This window comes from Gluconobacter sp. DsW_056, from assembly GCF_002153595.1.
GTDB lineage: Bacteria > Pseudomonadota > Alphaproteobacteria > Acetobacterales > Acetobacteraceae > Gluconobacter > Gluconobacter albidus.
On sequence record NZ_JOPF01000007.1, the window covers coordinates 81,892 to 100,759 of the forward strand.

At 60.9% G+C, this 18,868-nt stretch carries 16 protein-coding genes; 10 read left to right on the forward strand and 6 right to left on the reverse strand.

Translation table 11 applies throughout. From position 1 onward, the window contains the following. Nucleotides 1-31: 31 nt before the first annotated feature. Together argE and HK22_RS06070 are read right to left on the reverse strand one after the other, a co-directional pair. Nucleotides 32-1,210, reverse strand: coding sequence for an acetylornithine deacetylase (argE, locus tag HK22_RS06065; protein WP_086648683.1), 1,179 nt, complete (start codon nucleotides 1,208-1,210; stop codon nucleotides 32-34). Between the two features lie 15 nt (nucleotides 1,211-1,225). Beyond that, complete coding sequence (locus tag HK22_RS06070) at nucleotides 1,226-2,467, reverse strand: NAD(P)/FAD-dependent oxidoreductase (protein WP_086648713.1); 1,242 nt, start codon at nucleotides 2,465-2,467, stop codon at nucleotides 1,226-1,228. Between the two features lie 261 nt (nucleotides 2,468-2,728). Between HK22_RS06070 and HK22_RS06075 the strand changes: the two genes are divergently transcribed. Beyond that, nucleotides 2,729-3,460, forward strand: coding sequence for a class II aldolase/adducin family protein (locus HK22_RS06075; RefSeq protein WP_062032375.1), 732 nt, complete (start codon nucleotides 2,729-2,731; stop codon nucleotides 3,458-3,460). 12 nt (nucleotides 3,461-3,472) lie between these two features. Here the strand turns inward: HK22_RS06075 and HK22_RS06080 are convergent, their stop codons facing one another. Next, a complete protein-coding gene (locus HK22_RS06080) occupies nucleotides 3,473-4,399 on the reverse strand; it encodes a LysR substrate-binding domain-containing protein (protein WP_062032537.1) in 927 nt (308 codons plus the stop codon). A gap of 47 nt (nucleotides 4,400-4,446) precedes the next feature. Further along, nucleotides 4,447-5,172: a helix-turn-helix domain-containing protein gene (locus HK22_RS06085; RefSeq protein WP_158093543.1), complete on the reverse strand. Its 726-nt coding sequence runs from the start codon at nucleotides 5,170-5,172 to the stop codon at nucleotides 4,447-4,449. A gap of 210 nt (nucleotides 5,173-5,382) precedes the next feature. Between HK22_RS06085 and HK22_RS06090 the strand changes: the two genes are divergently transcribed. Genes HK22_RS06090 through HK22_RS06125 form a run of 8 tightly spaced genes read left to right on the forward strand, consistent with a single transcriptional unit; the run spans nucleotide 5,383 to nucleotide 15,781 of the window. Next, complete coding sequence (locus HK22_RS06090) at nucleotides 5,383-7,791, forward strand: TonB-dependent siderophore receptor (protein WP_233142447.1); 2,409 nt, start codon at nucleotides 5,383-5,385, stop codon at nucleotides 7,789-7,791. A 26-nt stretch (nucleotides 7,792-7,817) separates the two neighbouring features. Further along, nucleotides 7,818-8,993: an FAD-binding oxidoreductase gene (locus HK22_RS06095; RefSeq protein ID WP_086648685.1), complete on the forward strand. Its 1,176-nt coding sequence runs from the start codon at nucleotides 7,818-7,820 to the stop codon at nucleotides 8,991-8,993. Beyond that, entirely contained in the window at nucleotides 8,986-9,945 is a 960-nt protein-coding gene (locus tag HK22_RS06100; RefSeq protein WP_077802071.1) for an ABC transporter permease, read from the forward strand. Before HK22_RS06095 ends, HK22_RS06100 begins: the two co-directional genes overlap by 8 nt. After that, nucleotides 9,942-10,790 carry an ABC transporter permease gene (locus HK22_RS06105; protein WP_082780137.1) on the forward strand — a complete coding sequence of 283 codons (849 nt, stop codon included), beginning with the start codon at nucleotides 9,942-9,944 and terminating at the stop codon, nucleotides 10,788-10,790. The genes HK22_RS06100 and HK22_RS06105 overlap by 4 nt, the downstream gene beginning before the upstream one ends. Next, nucleotides 10,787-11,803 (forward strand): ABC transporter ATP-binding protein, encoded by a 1,017-nt coding sequence (locus HK22_RS06110; protein WP_086648686.1) that lies wholly within the window; start codon nucleotides 10,787-10,789, stop codon nucleotides 11,801-11,803. The genes HK22_RS06105 and HK22_RS06110 overlap by 4 nt, the downstream gene beginning before the upstream one ends. Then, the gene (locus HK22_RS06115; RefSeq protein ID WP_086648687.1) at nucleotides 11,800-12,756 is read left to right on the forward strand and encodes an oligopeptide/dipeptide ABC transporter ATP-binding protein; all 957 of its coding nucleotides are present in this window, start codon (nucleotides 11,800-11,802) and stop codon (nucleotides 12,754-12,756) included. Before HK22_RS06110 ends, HK22_RS06115 begins: the two co-directional genes overlap by 4 nt. Nucleotides 12,757-12,784: 28 nt before the next feature. Beyond that, nucleotides 12,785-14,110: an FAD-binding oxidoreductase gene (locus tag HK22_RS06120; protein WP_086648688.1), complete on the forward strand. Its 1,326-nt coding sequence runs from the start codon at nucleotides 12,785-12,787 to the stop codon at nucleotides 14,108-14,110. Between the two features lie 3 nt (nucleotides 14,111-14,113). Next, a complete protein-coding gene (locus HK22_RS06125) occupies nucleotides 14,114-15,781 on the forward strand; it encodes a peptide ABC transporter substrate-binding protein (protein WP_086648689.1) in 1,668 nt (555 codons plus the stop codon). 16 nt (nucleotides 15,782-15,797) lie between these two features. Here HK22_RS06125 and HK22_RS06130 read toward each other — a convergent pair whose 3' ends face one another. Beyond that, nucleotides 15,798-16,496, reverse strand: coding sequence for an SDR family NAD(P)-dependent oxidoreductase (locus tag HK22_RS06130; RefSeq protein WP_086648690.1), 699 nt, complete (start codon nucleotides 16,494-16,496; stop codon nucleotides 15,798-15,800). A 101-nt stretch (nucleotides 16,497-16,597) separates the two neighbouring features. On the opposite strand from HK22_RS06130, the gene HK22_RS06135 reads away from it, so the two are divergent. Further along, complete coding sequence (locus HK22_RS06135; protein ID WP_158093544.1) at nucleotides 16,598-17,899, forward strand: MFS transporter; 1,302 nt, start codon at nucleotides 16,598-16,600, stop codon at nucleotides 17,897-17,899. Between the two features lie 13 nt (nucleotides 17,900-17,912). On the opposite strand, the gene HK22_RS06140 is transcribed toward HK22_RS06135, so the two are convergent. After that, nucleotides 17,913-18,866 carry a LysR family transcriptional regulator gene (locus HK22_RS06140; RefSeq protein ID WP_233142449.1) on the reverse strand — a complete coding sequence of 318 codons (954 nt, stop codon included), beginning with the start codon at nucleotides 18,864-18,866 and terminating at the stop codon, nucleotides 17,913-17,915. Nucleotides 18,867-18,868: the final 2 nt, after the last annotated feature.

The window sequence follows — 18,868 nt, forward strand, 5'->3', positions numbered from 1 at the left end:
GCGCGGCGTCTGTGCCGCTCATCTGGGCCGCTCATCGTCTGAGATGGTCGAGCACCCCGTCAAGGAAGCGTTCTGCGTCGGCCAGTTCGGGCAGGGTAATGTATTCGTCGGCCTTATGGGCGCGCGCGATGGAACCGGGGCCGCAGACGATGCAGTCCAGTCCAAGCTGTTCCCCCAGAAGCCCCGCTTCAGTGCCGAAATCAATGACGCCGACCTGATTTTGCACGGCTTCGTGCAGGGCAAGGGAGCAGATGTCGCTCGAGGCGGTGGCGTTCAGGCCGGGATAGGCATTCGTGATCCGCAGTTCGATCTCGCCGCCGCCGAGTTTTTCCGTGGCCTGACGGGCGGCGTCTTCCAGCCAGGCCAGATAGGGCGCGCCTTCATAGCCGGGCAGAAGGCGCAGTTCGGCTGTGATCGTGCACAGGTCCGGGACGATGTTCAGCGCCGCTCCACCGGAAATCAGGCCTGCCTGCACGGTGGAGAACGGAACGCCAAAGCGTGTGTCGTGCCGTTCGGTCTGGCGGATGTGCTCCTGCAACCGCGAGAGCGCCGCGACCATGTCGCCTGCGAGGGTGATGGCACTTTTGCCAAGGAACGGGTTTGCGGAATGGGCAGCCTGTCCGTGGCAGATGATTTCGAACGCGATTTTCCCTTTATGGGCGAGAGCGACCTGCATGCCCGTCGGCTCGCCCACGATGCAGCCGAGTGCACCCTGATCGTCGAATTCGCCGTCTTCGCGGATGCCTGCGATCAGGGAACGAACCCCGAGGCAGCCGAGCTCTTCGTCATGGGAAATGGCGAGATAAAGCGGGCGTTTGAGCGGGGATGCATCCTCCGCGCCAGCCTTGCGGGCGAGGTTCAGCATACAGGCCAGGAAGCCTTTCATGTCGCTGCTGCCCCGGCCATACAGCCGGTCTTCGCGCCGTGTGAGGACGAACGGGTCCGACGACCAGTTCTGGCCGGTGACCGGCACCACGTCCGCATGGGCGGACAGGACGATGCCGCCTGCCGTCTTTGGGCCAATCGTGGCGAACAGGCTGTAGCGCCCCGGAACACCGTTGGAGGTGTCTCCGGGGATGCAGCGTACCCGCGCGCCGGAGGCCAGAAGATGCGCCTCGATCCAGTCTATGATGTCTCCGTTCGGCAGCCCGCAGACGCTGGGAAAGCCGACGAGCGACGAGAGGATGCTCTCGATTTCGGAAACGGACACCGGGCGCCTCCGCCGTCAGCCTGCCAGAGCCAGGCGGCGGTCTGCGATATGCTCTCCGAGATAGTCCGCATCGTGCCAGACGCCCCAGATGAAGGGAGAAGCGCGCCGCGACAGCCAGGCCAGCCCCAGGAAATAGAGGCCCGGTACGACGGAGACGCCACGGTCGTGGCGGGGGGCGCCACGGGCATCGAGGACGTCGATGTCGATCCAGCTGAAATCGAACTTGTAGCCAGTGGCCCAGATGACGGTTTTGATCCCGGCTGCTTTCAGATCGAGGCTCAGGATCGGGTCTGTGGCGCACGCCGGGAGGGCGCCGATGTTGCGGGCTTCGGGCTCTTCGGGGAGGTCTAGTCCGTTTGCCGTGACATAGGCATCTGCGGCGTCGAGCATCGACAGGTAGTTGGCGTCGCCGCCTTCGATATTCTTCCGGAGGTCCTGAGCGAAATGCAGGCAGCCGTTCTCGAAACTCTCGGTCCGGCCCAGCAGGGTCATGCCGCTGGCGGCGAGGTCACGAAAATCGACGGTGTGGCCGCCATGAGCGCCGCTGACGGCGATGGTGACGTGTTCCGTATCGGGGCTGGGGACTTTCATGTCCCACAATCCCAGAACGCCGAGCCACCAGACGAAATCGCGGCCGCGGTAGCGGCGGGGCGGACGGTCATGAGGACCAACGGACAGCCAGACGTCCCGCCCCGAAGCCCGCAGTTCGTCTGCTATCTGCGCGCCGGATGAACCGGCCCCGATGACCAGAACACCGCCATCGGCAATCTGCTGCGGATTTTTGTAGCTGTTCGAGTGCATCTGGAGCACATCGAACTCGGCGGGAATGATGTCGGGGAAGGACGGTTTCTGGAATGGTCCTGTCGCGACCACAACGTTCTGTGCCCTGATGGTGCCGTCTGCGGTTTGCGCTTCAAATCCGATGCCGTCCGGGGCCTTTCGGAGATGGCGTATTTCGACGCCGCAGCGAATGGGCATGTTGATCTGGGTCGCGTAGGATTCGAAATAGTCGACAATCTGGGCACGTGGGGCAAAGCCGTCGGGGGCTGTTTTGTCAAATGTCCGGTTCGGAAAACGGTCGTGCCAGGCGGGGCCGTTGGCAACAAGGGAATCCCAGCGTTCGGCACGCCATCTCTGGGCAATGTTTCCGCGTTCCACGGCGAGATGTGGCACCCCTCTTTTGCCCAGGTGTTCGCTCATCGCCACGCCGGCCTGGCCCGCGCCAATGATGAGGGTATCGACGTTTTCCGTTGTCATGCTGGACATTTCCTACTGGACTGACAGAAGAATTCTTCCACAACTCAGGAAGACCTCTCCGTTGTTTTATGGAAACGATATGCCTCGAGAAACAATCGAATTGATTATCGTTGCTTAGTCTTTTCCTAAGAGTTTTCCCGCGTGCTGCATCGGAAAAACGGGGGGATGAATTTGATAAATCCGTCTTTGCCGTCCATCGGCGACTCTCTAGAAGATCATGAAGACCGATATTTCAGACCATCTTGCTCAGGGACCGCCTTCATGACCGCGCATGACGAGAAAAAAGCACGGATTGATCTTGCTGCCGCCTTCCGTCTTGCGGCCCGGCTTGGCATGCATGAGGCAGTGGCAAACCATTTCAGCATGTCGGTTTCGCCGGACGGTTCGCGGTTTCTCATCAACCCGAAATGGCGACATTTCTCGCGGATCCGGGCGAGCGACCTGATCCTGGTCGATACGAACGATGCCGACAGTCTGGCGTCCTGCGATCTGGACCCGACGGCATGGGCCATCCACGGACAGTTGCATCGTCTGAATCCGGCGGCACAGGTCGCGATGCACCTGCATCCGGTCTACAGCACGACGATTTCCACGCTGCGTGACCCCACGATTTTACCGATCGACCAGAATACGGCCCGGTATTTCAACCGAGTTGCCGTGGATACCCAGTATGGCGGTATGGCGGACAGCGAGGCGGAAGGCGCGCGTCTGGCATCTCTTCTGAAAGACAGAACGCGGCTGATGATGGGCAATCACGGCGTGCTGATCGTTGCGGAAACGGTTGGAGAGGCGTTTGACGACATGTACACGATCGAACGCGCGTGCCAGATTCTCGTGACCGCCTATTCCACCGGACGTGAGCTTTCCATCCTGTCGGACGACGTGGCGGAGAGAACGGCGCAGGACTGGGAAAAGATCCGGGATTTTTCCATCAGGCATTTCGAGGAAATGAAGCTTATCCTCGATCGTGAAGAACCCGATTACGCCGAGTAATCGGGGCCGGGTCTAGGTCAGGGGTTTCATGCCGGGGATTGCGGTGTCGGAAATCGAGGAACGGCAGTGATGGACGAAAAGATCCAGCAGGCGCGATTTGCGGACGCCCTGCCATGTTGCCATGCCAATGACCATCGGGCGGTGATCGCCTGACAGCCGCACGCGGACGACCTTCTTGCCGTCGAGGGCCATGTCGGAACAGGGGCGAACATTTGCCAGCGTATAGCCGTAGCCGTTGGCGACCATGGTCCGCACCACTTCCTGTTCGGCGGAGCGGGCGTAGATATTGGGTTGCAGGCCCTCATGGTGATAGAGGGCGTTGAAATACTGCCTGCTGAGGGGGAGGTCGAGGAAGATCATCGGCTCGGCGGCAAGCTCGGCCAGATCCACGGACGAACGCTGCGCCAGATGATGGTTTTCGCTGACGAGAACATGGGGCGGAAGGCTTGCCAGAGGGACGAACTCGATCCCGGTAGGGAGATGAAGGTCGTAGGTAATGGCGATGTCGATTTCGGCCTGTTTGAGTTTTTCGGCCAGCCATTCGTGATTGGACGCCACCTGTCGGATTTCGGCGGCGGGGTAGCGCGTACAGAAGCTGTGGACGAGTTCAGGCATGATCATGGGCGCAAGCGTGACCATTGATCCGACCGAGAGCGTTCCCCTCACCTGATCCGTGGTTTCCGCAGCCAGGGAATAGAGATTTTCAGCCATTCCCAGAACGCGCTTGGCTTCTTCCATCAGGATCTGCCCCACGGATGTCAGGGACAGGCCCTGTGCGTGGTGGCGGATGAAGAGCTGGACGTTCAGTTCGAGTTCCAGATGGGAAATCGCCGTCGAGATGGAAGGCTGCGAAATCGAGAGGCGCTCGGACGCATGCCGGATCGAGCCTGCCTCTCCGGCGGCGACAAAATACTCTAACTGGCGGAGTGTATAACGCATGAAGGCAGCATAACGCATCCGGTGCGGGACGCATAACCGGAATATCGTCAGGACTGGACCGCATCCAGAAGGATTTTTCCCAGACTGTCACAAATGCCCGGCGGGTGGCCCTTGATGGAGAAAGCCACGCCCAGAACCAGCCCCGTCGTCTCGACGCTGCTCTGGGGGATCGACACCGCGACGCCTCCGACACCGCTGATGAGGGTGCCCTGATCCGTCGTGTATCCGGCACTTCTGGCGCGGGCGATATTTTCAAGCAGGATTTCGGAGTGACGCCTTGGTCTTTTTTTCTGCAGGACGCCGTTGATGGTTTCGTCAGGGCAGCCTGCCAGGATCATGGTGGCACCGGGGCCGAAACCCAGTGGCACCCGGCCGCCCACACCCTGCGTCAGAGAGGGTATTATTTCGTCCCCAAAATAAGCGTCGATGCAGATCGCGCAGTCGTTGGAACGGGCGAGAAGGAAAGCGGCGTCGTTTTCCCGCAGGGGCAGTCCCGCAATGACGCGGCGCAGACGGCGACTGTGGATCAGGTGGAACTGTGTCTCCGTCAGGTGAAACTGTCCGGCTGGTGCGAGAATATAACGTCTCGTCTGTGGGACGCGGGTGACGAGATGTTCCTGCATCAGGGAGGCCAGAAGCCGGTGTGTGGTGGCTTTTGGAAGTTCGCAGAGTGTGGCCAGATTTCCCAGTTCCTCCCCGCTTATACCGGAAGAGGACAGCGCTTTCAGGATACAGGCTGCCTTGCGAACTGCGTTTTTCGATTCGTTTCGCATCTGCCGTTCCACCATTTGGAATTCTTTGAAAGATTAATCCAAGACGATTGATTCTGTCAGTCTATTTCAACAACCTCGTATCGGAATCGTTATGAGAAATTCCTGAAGGCATCAGGAACTCCGCGAAAGGGAAGTTCAATGAGGTCAGTGTGTTGTGGTCCCGGCATAGATAAAAAACGTCTTCTTACAACGCGTAAGATGGCGCTTCTGATGACCGGTCTTGCAGGAATTCTGCCTGAATTTTCAGCCGCAGCCCCATCTCCGGCCGCGACGGAGACCCCGGCGACCAGAACCACGAAGACCTCGGTTCTCAAAACGGCGCGCAAGCCCGTTGAGGTTGCCAGCAAAGAGGATGAGCAGGTCATTGTAACGGGTACGCGTGATCCGCATCAGACTGCCCAGAAGAGCATCAGCCCCATCGTCGTGATTTCAGCGAAACAGTTGCAGCAGACGGGACAGGCCGATCTGCGGGATGCGCTGATCCAGATGGCGCCGTCCATGACGCGTTCGAACATGAATATCGGCAATTCGAACATGACGGATGCGATACAGCTTCGCGGCCTGACACCCAACCAGACGCTGGTTCTGGTCAATGGCAAGCGCCGCCATACGACTTCGGTGATGACCGACTATACCGGGCCGCAGCAGGGTTCGATCCCGGTCGATATCGACATGATCCCCGTCTCTGCGGTGGATCACATCGAAATTCTTCAGGATGGTGCGGCAGCGCAGTATGGGTCCGATGCGATTGCGGGTGTGGTCAACATCATCCTCAAGCATTCCGCACATGCCCTGACGGCACAGGCCATCAATGGCGGTTACTATGCGGGCGACGGATTTACGTCAGGGGAATCTTTCAACTGGGGCACCGACCTTGGAAAAGGACGGGGTTTCTTTGATCTGAGCGCCGAATACAAATACATGGACCACACCGACCGTGGCGGCAGGGACAACCGTACGGGCGATTACGACAACCATATCATGGGCAATCCGCGTCAGATGCGCGAGACGATTTCCTATAATATGGGCTATCATATTACCGATAATATTCAGGCTTATTCCTTCGCGTCCTTTGGGCACGTCAACGGGGAAAGCTACCAGAACTATCGTCTGCCGACCGTTCTGCCCGAAGTCTATCCCAACGGATTTTCGCCTCAGATCACGCTGGCGCAGAACGATTACAGCTTCACCGGCGGTTTCAAGGGCAAGTTCGTCGGCTGGGACTGGGATGTCAGCACGACCTATGGCGGCAACGTGGCCGATGTCGGCATGTTCGATACGGTCAATCCCGATCTGTACAAGGCGACAGGTCACACGCCGACCCGTTTTTATCCCATGATGACCTTCAATGATACGCAGTGGACGACCGATGCGGGCATTCGTCGGGGCTTCGATGTTCCGCTTCTGGCGGGGCCGCTGAATTTCGCACTGGGCGCGCAGTACCGTTACGACACCTACCAGGTGGGTGCGGGTGAACCGGCGTCTTATTACGGTGGTGGTCCTTCCGCCGATGATGGTCTCTCCCCCATGTCGGCGTCCAAGAATTTCCGCGACGTAACGGCGGGATATATGGATCTGTCCACACAGTTGATGAAGGGGTGGCAGCTCGATCTTGCCGGGCGCGTCGAGCATTATACGGATGTCGGCAATACCGAGACCGGCAAGGCGTCGATGCGTTACGACATCAATCCGATGTTCGGCCTGCGCGGGACGATCAGCAACGGGTTCCGCGCTCCGACGCTGGCCGAGGAGCATTATTCCAACATGGGGGTCTCCCCCACTGGCGCTTCGGGAATTCTGCCCGTTTCCTCAGCTGCCGCGCGGCTTCTGGGCTCGCGTCCCCTGCGGCCCGAGCGGTCCATGAACTATTCCGCCGGGATCGTGATCAATCCGCTTCCGCGCATGCATATCAGTGTGGATGTCTATCAGATTTCCCTGCGTAACCGCATCACGCTGGGAGGCGTCTATAATGGTCAGACAGCCATTGATGCGCTGGAAGCCGGTGGGTTCGGCCTGCCGGGCGGGTTGATCCCCGAGGATGTGACGGCACAGTATTTCGCCAATACGGCCAATACCCGCACACGCGGTATGGACATCAGCGCCAATTACGAAACGCCTTTCGGAAGGTTCGGCACCGTCAACTGGGATGTTGCGATCAATCTCAACGACCCCGTCATCACCCGCACGGCCACGGACGGAAACGGAAATTCCCTGCTGAATGCGCTCTATCGCGGGTTCCTCACGAGCTACACGCCGCACAGCAAGGAAATCATCGGCGGGACATGGCGCAAGGGCAAATGGTCGGTTGCAATCCATGAAATCCATTACGGCAACGTGGTTTCGCAACAGCAGTATGTGACCGGCCCCTATGCCTATTCCAACACGGTCTATCTTCCCTTCAACAACGGGGCGAACCAGCAGACGAACATTCTTGTAGGCTACCAGGTTTCGCCGCAATGGCGCCTCTCGCTGGGGGCCAACAATCTTTTCAATGCCAAGCAGCCCATCGTGCCGAAGAACACGAATTACCTTGGAGTGCAGCGCTATAATTTCGATGTCCAGCAGATCGGATTCAATGGCGGATACTACTTCTTCCAAATCAACTACAGCATGAAATAACGTCTTTACCAGGCGGGAGAAGCCGAATGCCGGATGTTGTTGTCATCGGATGTGGAATCAGTGGCGCGGCCACGGCCTGGGAACTTGCGAAAGCAGGTCGGTCCGTCACCCTTGTGGATCAGTATGGACCGGCCTCCATGGCCAGCGGATGGACGCTGGCCGGGGTCCGGCAGTCGGGGCGTCATCCTGCCGAACTGCCGCTGGCCATGGAAGCGGTGAAAATCTGGCAGGGGCTGGATGAGGCGCTTGAAGCGTCCACCGGCTATACCCAGAAGGGTAATCTCAGGATTGGTCTGACCCCCGAAGATCTGCCTGCCTTGCAGGTCATTGCGAAGGAGGGTCAGGCGGCGGGCCTGTTTGTTGAGGTTCTTTCGGACGCACAGGCCGTTCGCGATATCGCCCCCGCCCTGTCTCCCGCGATTGCCGGTGCGACATGGTGCCCGACGGACGGACATGCGGACCCGGACGCCACGGTGAATGCCTATGTCAGCGCGGCCCGGCAGCTGGGCGTTGAGACCCTTTTTGGTGAGGCTGTGCTGTCTTTGGAGACGCGGAACGGCCGCATGTGTGGCGTGCGCACGGCCTCGCGAAGTATTCCGACGGGCGGTGTCGTACTGGCGACGGGCATTGGCGGCAACGACCTTCTGGCGCCGTTCGGCTGTGCTATTCCGGTCGATGTGAGGAACGTGACGGTTGTGCGGACACGGCCCCTCCCGCCCCTGCTCTCGCAGGTTCTGTCCGTTGCGAGTGCCTGCAATTCCGATGCGGCCTGTGCCGGGCGGCAGCAGCTGGATGGGGCGTTCCGCTTTACGAGCGGGATCAAAGTCTGGGACGGCCTGATGCGCGAAGAGCGTGGCAGGCCGGTCGTTGCCTCGACTGTCGGCAGCCTGCTTGAAACCCTTCAGAGCTTCGGAGATGTCGTTCCCGCGGTTCTGGAGGCGGAGATTGACGCGTACTGGTGCGGTCTTGTCGATCAGACCCCGGATGCGCTGCCGGTTCTGGACCATGTTCCGGGCGTGGAAGGGCTGGTCATGGCGCGGGGATTTTCCGGGCACGGGTTCTGTCTGGGGCCCCTCACCGGAAAGATCATGGCCGCCCTTGTTCAGGGCGAGGTGTCTGCAGTGGATATTTCCGCCTTTGCGTTCAGCCGTTTTTCCGCTCCGGCCGCGTCCTCCAGCGCTCCCGTGACGCTTCATGGGTAGTGGCAACATCCTGTATGTCCTGCGGCTGGGCGGGTTGAAACTCCTGCTGCTGCTTCTGGTCTCGATAGCAGGGTTCGTTCTGCTGCATCTCGCGCCGGGTGATCCCCTCTCACAGTTCACGCTCGCGCCCGGCATGACGGCGGAGCGGCTTGCGCAGATCGCGCATGGCATGGGGCTCGACCAGCCTTTGTGGCGGCAGTACCTGCACTGGCTGTACGGTATCATGACGGGCGACTGGGGGCGCTCTTTCCGGGATCAGGCTCCGGTTCTGGGCATCATTGTCTCGCATCTGGCCGCGACCGTGGAACTCGGGCTGGCGGCGCTGATGATCTCGTTCACGCTCGGGGTGGGCATGGGGCTGCTGGGGGCTTTGCGGTCCGGGCGGGTTCTGGACGATGTGACGTCCGTTGTGTCCATCGTGCTGTTCTCGCTTCCGACCTTCTGGCTCGGGCTGGTGTTCATCTATGTTTTTTCCGTGCGCCTGCACTGGTTTCCGACGGGGAATGTCAGCAGTCCGGGGGATCGGTCTGTGGTCGGATATCTCAGGCATCTTGCGCTTCCGGCCCTGACGCTCGGGCTGGTTTCCGTGCCCGTCTGGAGCCGTTACATGCGCACGTTCGCCGGAGAAATCCTGAAGCAGGACCAGATCCGGACGGCACGCGCCCTGGGTCTGTCTTCCGGTCGCATCATCGTGCACCGCCTGTTGCGGGGCGCGCTTCTGCCCATGATTCCGGTGGCGGGGATCTATCTGCCGACGCTGCTCAGCGGCGCGCTTGTCACGGAGACGGTGTTCAGCTGGCCGGGTATCGGGCGTCTGTTCCTCGATAGTCTTCAGTACCGCGACTATCCTGTTGTCATGGGTGTTCTGATGTTCAGCGCCATTCTTGTTCTGCTCAGCAGCACGCTGGCGGAACTGGTGCATCATGCCGCCGATCCGAGACTGAGGGCATGACGATGCGGCTTCCTTCGGTTCTGCGACGCCTGCTGTCCCATCCGCGCGGAATGGTGCCTGCGTTCTATGTGCCTGCCATTATCGTGCTGTGCGCGATTGGCCCGTGGCTTCTGCCTTTCGGGGAGCTGCATGTCGATCTCTATCATCGTTTCCTCCCGCCGCTGGGCGACGGGCATCTTCTTGGGACGGATGAAATAGGGCGGGATGTTCTGAGCCGGGTTCTGATGGGGGGGCGGGTTTCGCTTCTGGTCGGGCTGGTTTCGACCGCGATCAGCACCCTGATCGGTACGACGGTGGGGATCGTTGCCGGGTATCATGCCGGTCTGTCGCGCTTCCTGATCACGACCGTGATTGACGCCGTTTTGTGTTTTCCGGTGGTGTTTCTGCTGCTGACGCTTGCGGCCGTCCTGCATCCGGGGATCGGGACGATCATCGGGATCATCACGCTGGTCAGCTGGATGGAAGTTGCCCGCGTCGCGCAGGCCCAGACCCGTATCGTGCGGCAGCAGGATTATGTGACGGCCGTGGTCGCCATGGGGGCGGGAGACGCTCAGGTTCTGTTCCGCGAAATCCTTCCCAACATCCTTCCGGCCATCATCGTCAGCGCGACGCTCAACATCGCCCGGGCCATCCTGCTGGAATCCTATGTGAGTTATCTGGGATACGGCATCCAGCCGCCTGATGCGAGCTGGGGAAACCTGCTGAACAATGCCCAGGAATATCTGGAATCCGATCCCTGGCTTGCCATCATCCCTGGTGCGGTGATTGTTCTGACGGTTGTCATGTTCAATCTGCTGGGAGATGCGCTGCGGGATGCGATTGATCCAGCGAGGCGCGGCTCATGACCCGGAAGACGACCTCTCCCCTCCTGAGCGTTCGTAACCTCACCGTCAGTTTCGGCGGCCCGGATATCGTGGACGATCTGTCGTTCGAGATCGGGCATGGTGAGATCGTGGCGCTTGTTGGCGAGAGCGGGTCGGGGAAAAGTGTTGGCTCCCTGGCGGTCATGGGGCTGCTGGAGAATGCGGACATCCGGGGTTCGGCCTGTCTGGCGGGCACGCAGGGGGGCGGGGGGGACACCGAACTTGTCGGTCTTCCGGCCCGCCAGATGCGGGCTTTGCGGGGACGGCGGATTTCCATGATCTTTCAGGATCCCCTGTCCAGTCTGGACCCTCTTCAGACGATCGGCGGCCAGATCCGGGAGGTTCTGAAGACTCATACGCCCCTGAAAGGGCCGGCCCTGCGCGCACGGGCGATCGCCCTTCTGGAGCAGGTCGGGATTGTCGATCCGGAAGGCTGTCTGACGCTGTTGCCCCAGCGGCTTTCCGGCGGGATGCGGCAGCGTGTCATGATCGCTCTGGCCATTGCGGCGGAGCCTGATCTGCTGTTTGCGGACGAGCCCACGACCGCGCTCGATGTCACGGTACAGGCGCAGGTTCTACGCCTTCTGAAGGGACTGCGCGACCAGACGGGGATGGCCATGGTGTTCATCACGCATAATCTGGCCGTCGCATCCGCCATCGCCGATCGGGTGATCGTTCTCTATGCCGGTCAGGTGGTGGAGGATGCTCCGGCGGAGGTGTTTTTTCGGCGACCCGCCATGCCCTACAGCCGGGCGCTGCTGTCTGCCGCGCCACGGCTTGAGGCGGTCATGGGGGGATATGGCCATCTCGAAGCGCCGCGTGGGCAGGTGCCCTCGCCGGGGCAGAGGGGAACGGCCTGCCGCTTTGCCAGCCGCTGCGACGATGTGCGGGAGGGGGTCTGTCTGGCTGCCATGCCGCCGCTTGTTTCCATCGCAGGACCCGGAGAGGCCAACCATACCGTTCGCTGTGCCCGCTGGAAGGAGCTTGCACCATGACCACGGCTGTTCTGAGTGTCCGCGGGCTTTCGAAAACCTATGTCCAGCGGAAGGGTCTGTTCGGCGCGGTGAAGGAGACGCATGCGGTCAGGAATGTCTCGTTCGATGTAGGGCGCGGCGAAATCCTGGGGCTTGTGGGGGAGTCGGGGTCGGGGAAGACGACCGTGGGGCGCATGGCCATGCGTCTTCTGGAGGCGACATCGGGGCAGGTTGTGCTGTCGGGGACGGATATCACGGCCTATTCGCAGGCGCGTCTGCGGGCTGTGCGGCGCAAGATGCAGCTTATCTTTCAGGACCCTTCGGCATCGCTGAATCCCCGACAGACGATCGGCCGCATTCTCAGGACGCCACTGGCGCTGCGCGGGATCGACAACGATCAGGAAATTCTCGAGACGCTCGCGCTCGTGGGGATGTCGCCCGATATCCTGAACCGCACGCCTGCCATGTTTTCGGGCGGACAGAGGCAGCGGCTGAGCATTGCGCGCGCGCTTTTGATGCAGCCGGAGCTTCTGGTGGCCGATGAGGCCGTGTCTGCCCTGGACGTCTGTGTTCAGGCGCAGGTGGTCAATCTGTTCGTGGACCTGCGGGACCGGCTGGGGCTTTCCATCCTGTTCATCGGGCATGATCTGGCGGTTGTGGGCGTGGTCTCCGACCGGGTGGGCGTGATGTATCGCGGCGTGCTGGTGGAAGTGGCCAGAACGGCGGATCTCTTCCGCCGTCCGCGCCATCCCTATACGGCGCAGCTTCTCGCGGCGGCCCCCCGGCATGGTGCTCCGCTGCCGCCGGAGCCCGCGCCCTCACAGGTTTCACGGGCGGCGGAGGGGTGCGTTTTTGCGTCGCTCTGCGCTCACATGACGTCCGAATGTCTCAGCAGGCAGCCGGACCTCAGCGAGGTCGGCCCGGCGCATCAGTCGGCCTGTCTTCGGACAGAGCTGCATCTGGGCGGTGTTTGAATGTTCATGACAGCAAAGGACAAGTGTTATGGGACCTGAAGTCAAAGCCATCGTCACCGATCAGCTTCCTCCCGAGAGCGCGGATGTCGTCATTGTTGGCGGCGGGATCGTGGGTGTCAGCACGGCCTATGCGCTCGCCAGACGGGGCGTTTCGGTGGTCCTGTGCGAGAAGGGGCATGTCGGCGGGGAGCAGTCCAGCCGCAACTGGGGATGGGTGCGCCGCAATGGGCGCGATCCGCGCGAGCTGCCGCTGATGATGGAGAGCTTCCGGCTGTGGAAGGAGTTTTCCGACAAAAAGATCGACACGGGATTTACCGCCTGTGGTGTGCTGTCGGTTGCGAAGACGGCGGCGGATCAGGCGCGGCACGAGAAATTCGTCGCTGACGCACAGCCCTATCAGATTGGCAGCCGTGTGGTGAGCGGGCGGGAGATCAGCACCATCCTTCCCGGTCTGGTCGGGACGTTCAGGTCTGCGCTTTACAATCCCACGGATGGCAGGGCCGAGCCGCAGCGCGCGGCCCCGCTCATTGCGCTGGCGGCACGCGAGATGGGGGCGGGCATCGTGCAGAACTGCGCGGTGCGCGGCATCGACAAGGAGGGTGGGCGCATCTGCGGTGTGGTGACGGAGCTGGGCTATATCCGCACGAGCCAAGTGGTCGTGGCCGGCGGCGCGTGGTCCCGGCTTTTCTGCGGCAATCTGGGCGTGTCCCTGCCGCAGATGAAGGTCCTGTCCTCGGTCTGCCGGACGGCGCCCGTTCAGGGGCTTCCGGATGTTTCGGCCTATCTGGGCTCCGTGGCCTACCGCAAGCGCGATGACGGGGGCTATAATATTGCCCCCAGCGTCGGGCTGAGCGTGCCGATCGTGCCGGACATGTTCAGGCTCGGGCTGCAATATCTTCCGGCCTTCCGCGCCGAGCGCAAGGCTGTCTCGCCCCGTCTCGACAACCGCTTCCTGACCGAACTCCTGACGCCGACACGGTGGGACCTCGACATGCCGACGGCTTTCGAGAAAACCCGGACCCTCGATCCGCGTCCCAACGTCAAGCTGACGCGCTCCATGGTGGCGAAGCTGGAGGCGTTCTTTCCTTCGGTCGGGCATATTCCGGTCCTGCAGCACTGGGGCGGCCTGATTGATGTGGTTCCCGATGCCGTGCCTGTCATTGATACGCTGTCTTCAGTGCCCGGACTGACCATTTCCACCGGGTATTCGGGACACGGGTTCGGCATCGGTCCGGGGGCCGGGCAGCTCACTGCCGATCTGGTGACGGGGGCGACGCCTGTGGTGGACCCCACGCCGTTCCGCCTCTCCCGCTTTACGGACGGCACGCCCATCCGGCTGATCGGCGGTTTCTGAGGGATGGCAGGCTCTTTTCAGCTTTCCCGCCGCCAGAGCCTGACCCTTGGGGCCGGGTTTCTGGGTCACCTGACGCGTGCGGCACTGGCTCCGCGACAGGCCGTGGCCGCCGATGTCCCGGTTGCGGCGGGGGGAGATGCGCCGTCCAGCCAGAGGCAGGTCATTGTCGGGCTGTCCCAGGAGCCGACCGTTTTTCATCCGCTTCTGCCGCATATTGAAGTGGATGACGGGGTTCTGATGAACCTGTTCAGCCCGCTCTGGCGGATCAATGCCAAAGGCGCGTTCATCCCGGATCTGGTGACGGTCATTCCGTCTCTTGAAAACGGGGACATTTCCCCGGATGGCAGGAGCTGGCGCATCCGGCTGAGGGGCGATGCGCTCTGGCACGACGGGCAGCCTGTTACGGCAGGCGACGTGCTGTTCACGCTCCAGACCCTTCGGGACCCCGCCTTCCCGGCCTATACCCGAAGCGGCTTCGACCTGATCGACCATGTCGAGCAGACCGGACCTCTTGAGCTGAGCTGGCATATGCGTGAACCCTACGCGCCGTTCCATGCCGTGCTTGCAAGCGCGATGATCGTGCCCTCGCATCTGCTGAAGGGTAAAACGGATGTGTCCGCGTTTTCGCGCGCGCCTGTCGGTTCGGGGCCGTTTCGGTGGGGGGAGCGGATTCCGTCCGAAGAGATACGCCTGAAGGCCAACCCGCATTACCATCTCCCCAAAGCGGAGATCGAGGATGCGATCATCCGCTATATTCCCGACCTGACGGTGATGTTCACGCAGTTTGAAACCGGCGAGATCGACTATCTCGGGATGCAGGGCATTCTTCCGGACCGCTATCCACAGGCCCGTACCCTTCAGAACCGGACCATCATTCAGGCCCCCCAGCCTTTTGTGGAGGGGCTCGCTTTCAACATGGGGCGGCCCTGTTTTCAGGATCTGGCGGTCCGTCAGGCGATCTATGAGGCCATCGACAAGGAGACCATGCTCAAGACCCTTTTTCAGGGCATCGAGATCCCGACGGAATCTTTTCTTCCCGCCGAATCTCCCTTCTTTGACCCCGACCTGCCCCCGCACCGGTTTGACCCGGATGCCGCGGCGGAAAAGCTTGAACGCGCGGGATGGCGCAAAAACCGGGACGGGGTCCGGTCGCGTAACGGGCTTCGGCTGGAATTCACGAATGCGACCACGTCAAGCAATGCCCTGCGCACGCAGGCACAGGAAATCATACAGCAGTATCTGTCTGATATCGGCATCATCATGCGGATCGAAGACCGTCCGGCAGCTGTAATGTGGGGGCGTTACTGGGTCCATTCCGAATTTGACAGTGCGCTTGTGTCCGTGGACTACATGACCGGGTCCGATCCGGATGCTTCCAGCTTCTTCATGTCCACGGCGTCTCCCGCAAAAGGCGGCCGCGGCCAGAATGTGTTCCAGTACGCCAATCCGGAGGTGGACAGACTGTTCCAGGAAGGGAACAGAACATTCGACCGCACGGCCCGCATCCGCTGCTATCGGCGGATCCAGCAGATCCTGCGGAACGATCTGCCGATGCTGCCTTTTTATCAGATCAATAATATCGAAGGCATCAAGGATACTCTTGCGGGGTATGAGAGCAACGTCAATGTCCGTTCCAATCTGTGGAACCTGTCCGGATGGCACTGGACATGACGCTGCGCGGCCGTGTTCAGTAGAGGTCTTCTTCCGAACAGCTGATTGACAGTTCGGCAACATTGGCGGTGTTCGGCAGATCCAGAACAGCGAGGATCATGCGCGCGATATCGTCCGGCTGCGTCATCTCGGCATCGTCTTTGGACGTGATGCTCCGGGCCATATCGGTAGCGACAAAGCCGGGGCAGACAGCTGTTGCCCGGATTCCGTCTGCCCAGCCTGTTTTCTTGATGCTGTGTGCGAGGGCAACAGCCGCATGTTTGGTGATGGCATAGGGGCCGGAAAGCGCCGATTTGACGCGTTTTCCGGACAGGGAAGCCAGAATGATGACACGTCCCCTTTTGCAGGCCTTGAGAAACGGCCATGCCGCCTGCACGAGCCGGATCGGCGAGCGCAGGTTTACCGTCAGCATCGTGTCCATGTCATCGTCGCTGATATCGACAATCGACGCAGGGATCATGATGCCGGCATTCGCGATCAGCGCGTCGATCCGGCCATAATGGGCTAGTGTTGCGTCGACCCAGTCTTTTTCCTGATGCCGTTTCGCATCGAATTCATGCACGAAAAGGCCGGGACCGGGCGGCAGGGAAGCAATATCGCGCACTCCGGCGCTGACACGCCAGCCTGCCTGCCGCAACTGTTCGGAGAGAATTTTTCCAATGCCGCGATTGGCGCCGGAAATCATGACGACGCGGCTGGCTGGGGCTTCATTCATGAGGAACTCCGTATTTCCTGAGGGCGTGACCCGAAATAGCAGTGACAGGGCAGTGCATTCGATGTGAAACTGAAATGATAGCCACTGACCGGGATAATGTAATGCTGTTTGATGAACTGTCGGTTCAGAAATTCCATTTCAGGGTCCTGATCGCCGGGGCATGCGGCATTTTTACGGATGGTTATGTTCTGGGCTCCATCAGCCCTGCCCTCCCCAGTCTGACTTCGGAATTACATCTCGGTCCGCATCAGACCGGTCTGGTTGCATCCGCGCCTCTGGCCGGGCTTCTGGTCGGGAGCCTGCTGGCCAGTCCGGTTCTCGACAGGATCGGGCGCATGATTCCTTTTGCATTCGATATGATGGCTTTTTTCGTGCTCGCGCTTCTTCATGCGCTTGTCTCAGATCTGGCCAGCCTGCTTGTCCTGCGATTCATTATCGGGTGTCTGCTGGGTTTGGATTACGTGGCGGGCAAGCTGTATGTGAGCGAGTTCCTCCCCTCGGCATCCCGCGGCAGGCTGATGAGCTGGCTGAGCGTGGCGTGGGTTGGGGGATATACGTCCGCTTACGCCATTGGATATGTCCTGCATTTCGCATGGCCGCAGGGGACGTGGAAAATGATTTTCATCAGCGCGGCCGTCCCTGCGCTTTGTGCTGCGGTTCTGCGCTACGGGATGCCGGAATCCATTCTGTGGCTTGTATCCCAACGCCGCTCTGGGGAGGCCCGGAAGATCGCAGACCGGCACTTCGGTGCCGTGGATCTTCCTGCCCTGGGTTCTGGAGACTCCGTTTCCGGCAGGACGGGCGTCATGCGGCGCATGGTCTTGCTATTCTCCGGAGTTCAGGGACGGCACAGTCTTGGCGCGACAGTTTTCTATGTCCTGCACAATGTGCCCTATCTGGTCCTGAGTGCTTTTCTTCCGGATGTCCTGCGCAGGGCGGGGCTGCATGATCCTTTCAGAAGCGGGCTGTTCTATGACGCGCTGCTTGTGAGCGGGTCCGTCATCGGATTATGGATCGTTGACCGTTTCAGGCGCCGTTCGCTGATGATGGGCAGTTTTATCCTTCAGGGGAGCTGTCTTTTTCTCATCAGCCTGTTTGATCCGCCGCCTTTCATCACGCTCACGCTTCTGACGGCTTTTGGCTTCATTCTCACGGCGGCGGATTGCCTGACCTATGTCTATCCGCCGGAGGTTTTCCCGACGGATCTGCGGGCGACGGGGGTCAGCCTGATGGTGTCCAGCAGCCGTCTTGTCGCGACAGTCAGCACCGCGCTCTTTCCGGCAGCGATCGCGGCTTATGGTCTGTCGGCCACTCTGGAGGCGATTGCCGTTCTTTTGTTCGCAGGCGCGGTGATCTGCGGGATCTGGGCGCCTGAAACGCAGGGGAAAAATCTCTCCGCGTGAAGAGAGAAAAGCCTCAGGTCCTGTAGATATTCGTGAAGAGGTTTCTGAGGGCGGGCTCCGTTTTCGTCAGCAGGGCGTGGCGCAGCATTTCGGCCATTTCGAGCGGCAGGCGTCCGAATTCCCGCCGACGCGACACGAGCGTCAGACGTCTGTGGAAGCCTCCGACAGGCAGAGGGTGAACGGACAGTCCTTCTGTTTGGTCGTAGCCCGCTTCGTTCAGGCATAGCGGCGTGGAGATGGCGACGCTACCATTGCGGCAGGCAGCCAGAACGCCGGAGGGGAGATCGAATTCCTGTCCCAGGGCCACATCAATGCGCAGGCGGCGTAAAAAACGTTCGATTTCGGCACCGGATCTGGAGCGGAGGGAAAAACGCGCGAAGGGCGCGTTTGTCAGGAGCGTTTCCAGACTGTCGCGGCTTTCGGGTGGGGGTGTTCCGCTGGGGGTGACGAGGACGTAGGGCTCTTCGAACAGGGGCCAGCGTTCCAGGCCGGGAACGTCTTCAAGGTCATCGACGCCAATGATGAAGTCGATCTGACGGGTCAGGAGGGCGGCGGCATGGGACTCCGTCAGGCCGGCAAGCACGACGAGATGTTCCACCCGCTCCTGCATGAAGGCTGAGAAGTCCTTCAGAATGGCGCGGGACAGGGAGTCGACAATTCCGATCCGGAGATGCGAGACGCGTCCTTTCTGCATTTCGCGCATGCGCCATGAAATCTGATGCATTTCAGAAATGAGATTTCCGGCGTACTGGCGCAGGACCGTTCCGGCGGCGGTGAGGGCAAGGGGACGGACGCTGCGATCGAACAGGGTCACGCCAACCCGGCTTTCGAAATCCGCGATGGTTTGCGAGACGGCGGGTTGCGTGATCCCCAGACTGCGCGCGGCTGCTGCCATGCTGCCCTTGTCGCAGACAGCGAGGAAGACGCTCAGGGCATTGACGTCGAAAGGCGGGAGACTGGGCGCCACGG